The sequence below is a fragment of the Streptomyces recifensis genome, from assembly GCF_002154615.1.
GTDB classification, from domain to species: domain Bacteria; phylum Actinomycetota; class Actinomycetes; order Streptomycetales; family Streptomycetaceae; genus Streptomyces; species Streptomyces griseoluteus.
This window is the reverse complement of sequence record NZ_MUNH01000447.1, coordinates 1-4,088: the sequence shown is the minus strand read 5'-3', so window position 1 is coordinate 4,088 and position 4,088 is coordinate 1. Positions and strand designations below refer to the sequence as shown.

Annotated in this window: 1 protein-coding gene and 2 pseudogenes; 1 reads left to right on the top strand and 2 read right to left on the bottom strand. The window is 72.2% G+C overall.

All coding sequences use genetic code 11. From position 1 onward, the window contains the following. Both treY and glgX read right to left on the bottom strand, forming a co-directional pair. Positions 1 to 2,032 (bottom strand): malto-oligosyltrehalose synthase (gene treY, locus CCN33_RS22300; protein ID WP_208621831.1); only part of this gene is annotated, 2,032 nt, incomplete at its 3' end. 121 nt (positions 2,033 to 2,153) lie between these two features. After that, positions 2,154 to 3,863: pseudogene (gene glgX / locus CCN33_RS22295) on the bottom strand (glycogen debranching protein GlgX); the annotation flags it as partial. Between glgX and CCN33_RS22290 the strand changes: the two are divergent. After that, positions 3,856 to 4,074: pseudogene (locus CCN33_RS22290) on the top strand (glycogen debranching enzyme); the annotation flags it as partial. The pseudogenes glgX and CCN33_RS22290 overlap by 8 nt on opposite strands. Positions 4,075 to 4,088: the final 14 nt, after the last annotated feature.

Below are 4,088 nucleotides of genomic sequence, written 5' to 3'. Positions count from 1 at the left end.
CCTCCTTCTCACCGGGCGCGGCCGGCGGGAAGGGCACCGGTCGCCGGTTGTCGGGGTCCACCAGCGCCCGGTACTCGCTCTCCGTCCCCTGGTACAGGTCCGGCACGCCCGGCATCGTCAGGTGCACCAGCGCCGTGCCCAGCACGTTGGCCCGGATGTGCGGCTCCAGCCCCTTGCGGAAGGCGGCCACCCGCTCACCGGGCGGCCCGCAGGGGCCGGTGGCGACGAACGCGGCCACCGCGTCCTCGTACGGCGCTTCCTGCTCGGTCCAGCTCGTGTACATGCCCGCCTCGCGGACGTGCTTCAGGAGCGCCTCGCGTACCCGCTCCTCCTCGGCCGGGCCGAGCCCGAACACCGTCTGCCATGCGGCCCAGGCCAGTTGGCCGTCGGGGACCACCTCCGGCTCCCGGCTCACCTCGGCGAGCAGCTTGGCCCAGCGGCCGGGGCACTCGGTGAGCACGTTCAGCGCCGCCCGGACGTCCGCGCTGCGCTTGGTGTCGTGCGTGGTGACCACCGTGCCGGTGTCCGGCCAGTGGCTCGCCAGCCGGGCGCAGTAGGCGTGGAACTCCGCCGGGGAGACCCCCATCCGGCCCGGATCGCCGCCGACCTCGGTCGCCGACAGCAGCGGGACGTAGCGGTAGAACGCCGTGTCCTCGACCGACTTGGCCCGCAGCGCCGACGCGGTCTGCGCGAACCGGCTGCGGAACTCGGTGAGTTCGGGCAGCGTGCCGTCGTCCGGGCCGATCAGCAGCCCGCGTACCAGGTCGACCGCGTCGGCCTCCTCCGCCACCGCGAACGCCCGCCGGGCCTCAGCGGCCGCCTCCTCGGTGACGACGGCGGCGGCGTCCTCGGAGGTGTAGGGCCGGTAGACCGGCATCCGGACCAGCAGCTCCTCCAGAGCCGTGCGCAGCGCCCAGGGCGCCCGGTCGCGCAGCGCGAGGTCCGGGGAGGCGGCGCACACCCGGACCGCCGACCGGGTGAGCCGGTCGGCCTCGGCGGCCAGCTCATGGGTGAGCACCTTGTACGCCGCCCGCCGCACCGTGGCGTCCCAGTCACCGCCCCGGTCGAGCTGCGGGGCCGCGAACGCCCGGTAGTGGGCCTCGAGTTCGGCGGCGCCGGCCGGGCCGGTGAACACCCCGTCGATGCGGCGCAGGGCGTCGTAGCCGGTGGTGCCCGCGACGGGCCAGGAGTCCGGGAGCTGCTCCTCGTCGGCGAGGATCTTCTCCACCACCGTCCAGCGGCCACCGGTCGCCTCGTCCAGCCGGGCGAGGTAGGCGTCGGGGTCGGCCAGGCCGTCCGGGTGGTCGATGCGCAGGCCGTCGATCACGTCCTCGGCCAGCAACTGGAGGATCTTGCCGTGGGTGGCGTCGAAGACCTCGGGGTCCTCCACCCGTACCCCGATCAGCTCGGAGATGCTGAAGAAGCGCCGGTAGTTCAGCTCGGTGCGGGCCAGCCGCCACCACACCGGGCGGTACCACTGGGCGTCCAGCAGTTCGGGCAGCGGCAGGCCCTCGGTGCCGGAGCGCAACGGGAAGAGGTGGTCGTGGTAGCGCAGCAGCTCGCCGTCGGCCACCAGGTGCTCGCGCTCGGCGCCGATGGGCCCGCCGAGCACCGGCAGCAGCACCTGGCCGCCGCGCGCTGCCCAGTCGATGTCGAACCAGCGGGCGTACGGCGACTCGGGCCCCTCGCGGAGCACCTCCCACAGGGCGCGGTTGTAGCGGGGGGCCATCGCCATGTGGTTGGGCACGATGTCCACCACCAGGCCGAGCCCGTGCTCCCGCGCGGTGCGTGACAGCGACCTGAGCCCGTCCTCGCCGCCCAGCTCCGCGCGCACCCGCGCATGGTCCACGACGTCGTAGCCGTGGGTGGAGCCGGGGACGGCCTCCAGGACGGGCGACAGATGCAGGTGCGAGACGCCCAGCGACGCCAGGTAGGGCACGGCCGCCTCGGCGGCGGCGAAGGGGAACGAGGGCTGGAGCTGTAGGCGGTAGGTGGCCGTGGGCACCCCTGGTCCGGGTCGCACTGAAGTCATGCAGAGCTACGTACCCCGCCTGCCGCTCTTCGTGTCATCCGCCGGGGCATCCGGCCCGGGACGGCCCACACGAACCGGACGGCCGGGGACACGGCGGCTCCCGTGTCCCCGGCCGGGTGGGCTACGCCGGGCGCTGGAGCACGGTCAGGCTGCGGTCCGGCAGGGTGAGGCGCTCACCGGCCGCCACCTTCGGACCCGTGCCCGGCGGCACCCCCTCGGGCCGGGCGGTGTCCACGACCACCTGCCACTGCCTGCCGTGGTCCACCGGCACCAGGAAGTCCAGCGGTTTGTGCGAGGCGTTGAACATCAGCAGGAACGAGTCGTCCGCGATCCGCTCGCCGCGCGGGCCCGGCTCGGAGATGGCGTTGCCGTTCAGGAACACCGCCAGCGCGGACGCGGGCGCCGAGTCCCAGTCGGCCTGGGCCATCTGCTCGCCCTCCGGCGTGAACCAGGCGACGTCCGACAACTCGTCCCGGGTGCCCTCCACCGGGCGCCCGTGCAGGAAGCGGCGGCGCCGGAACACCGGGTGCTCGCTGCGCAGCCCCACCATCGCGCGGGTGAACTCCAGCAGCGCGGCCCGTTCGTCGTCCTCGGCACCGGTGGCCTCCACCGCGTCCTCGGGGTCCGGCCAGTCCACCCAGGAGAGCTCGTTGTCCTGGCAGTAGGCGTTGTTGTTGCCGCGCTGGGTGCGGGCGAACTCGTCGCCGTGGCTGATCATCGGCACGCCCTGGGACAGCATCAGGGTGGCGATGAAGTTGCGCATCTGCCGGCCGCGCAGCTCGCGCACCTCCACGTCGTCGGTGTCGCCCTCCACCCCGCAGTTCCAGGACCGGTTGTGGCTCTCGCCGTCCCGGTTGTCCTCGCCGTTGGCGTCGTTGTGCTTGTCGTTGTACGAGACGAGGTCGTGCAGGGTGAAGCCGTCGTGGCAGGTGACGAAGTTGATCGAGGCCAGCGGACGGCGGCCGTCGTCCTGGTAGAGGTCGGAGGAGCCGGTGAGCCGGGAGGCGAACTCCGCCAGCGCGCGCGGCTCCCCGCGCCACAGGTCCCGCACGGTGTCCCGGTACTTGCCGTTCCACTCGGTCCACAGCGGCGGGAAGTTGCCCACCTGGTAGCCGCCCTCGCCCACGTCCCAGGGCTCGGCGATCAGCTTGACCTGGGAGACCACCGGGTCCTGCTGGACCAGGTCGAAGAACGACGACAGCCGGTCCACCTCGTGGAACTGCCGGGCCAGGGTCGCCGCGAGGTCGAAGCGGAACCCGTCGACATGCATCTCGGTCACCCAGTACCGCAGCGAGTCCATGATGAGCTGCAGGACGTGCGGCGAGCGCATCAGCAGGCTGTTGCCGGTGCCGGTGGTGTCCATGTAGTAGCGCGGATCGTCGGTCAGCCGGTAGTACGACGGGTTGTCGATGCCCTTGAAGGACAGCGTCGGACCCAGGTGGTTGCCCTCGGCGGTGTGGTTGTAGACCACGTCGAGGATGACCTCGATCCCGGCCTCGTGCAGCGCCCGTACCGCCGACTTGAACTCCAGCACCTGCTGGCCCCGGTCGCCCCAGGAGGCGTAGGCGTTGTGCGGGGCGAAGAAGCCGATGGTGTTGTAGCCCCAGTAGTTGTTCAGGCCCATGTCGACCAGGCGGTGGTCGTTGACGAACTGGTGGACCGGCATCAGCTCCAGCGCGGTCACGCCGAGCCGGGTCAGATGCTCGATGACGGCCGGGTGGGCGAGCCCGGCGTAGGTGCCGCGCAGCTCGTCCGGCAGCCCCGGGTGGCGCATGGTCAGGCCCTTCACATGGGCCTCGTAGATCACCGTGCGGTGGTAGTCGGTGCGCGGGGGCTACGCCGGGCTCGCCCACCCGGCCGTCATCGAGCATCTGACCCGGCTCGGCGTGACCGCGCTGGAGCTGATGCCGGTCCACCAGTTCGTCAACGACCACCGCCTGGTCGACATGGGCCTGAACAACTACTGGGGCTACAACACCATCGGCTTCTTCGCCCCGCACAACGCCTACGCCTCCTGGGGCGACCGGGGCCAGCAGGTGCTGTAGTTCAAGTCGGC